Source organism: Paraburkholderia sp. SIMBA_027, from assembly GCF_046535315.1.
GTDB lineage: Bacteria > Pseudomonadota > Gammaproteobacteria > Burkholderiales > Burkholderiaceae > Paraburkholderia > Paraburkholderia tropica.
Map to the genome: position 1 here is coordinate 1 of NZ_JAWRWY010001203.1, position 251 is coordinate 251.

Genomic DNA, 251 nt, shown 5'->3' on the forward strand with positions numbered 1-251 from the left:
CTGGAAGAAATCGCCATGTGGCTCGCCGCATGGTCCGGCCGTTCGCCCGCCGTCACCCGTCCGCTGGTGGCGATCTTTGCCGGCAATCATGGCGTCACGCGTCATGGCATCACGCCCTATCCGACGTCGGTGACGCAGCAGATGGTGGAGAATTTCGCGGCAGGCGGTGCTGCGATCAACCAGATCTGCGTCTCCAACGATCTCGGTCTCAAGATATTCGATCTGGCGCTCGACTATCCGACCGGAGACAT

At 61.4% G+C, this 251-nt stretch carries 1 protein-coding gene; it reads left to right on the top strand.

The genetic code is table 11. The features are described from left to right. Positions 1-15: 15 nt before the first annotated feature. Positions 16-251 (top strand): nicotinate-nucleotide--dimethylbenzimidazole phosphoribosyltransferase (locus SB764_RS42965; protein WP_410867170.1); only part of this gene is annotated, 236 nt, incomplete at its 3' end.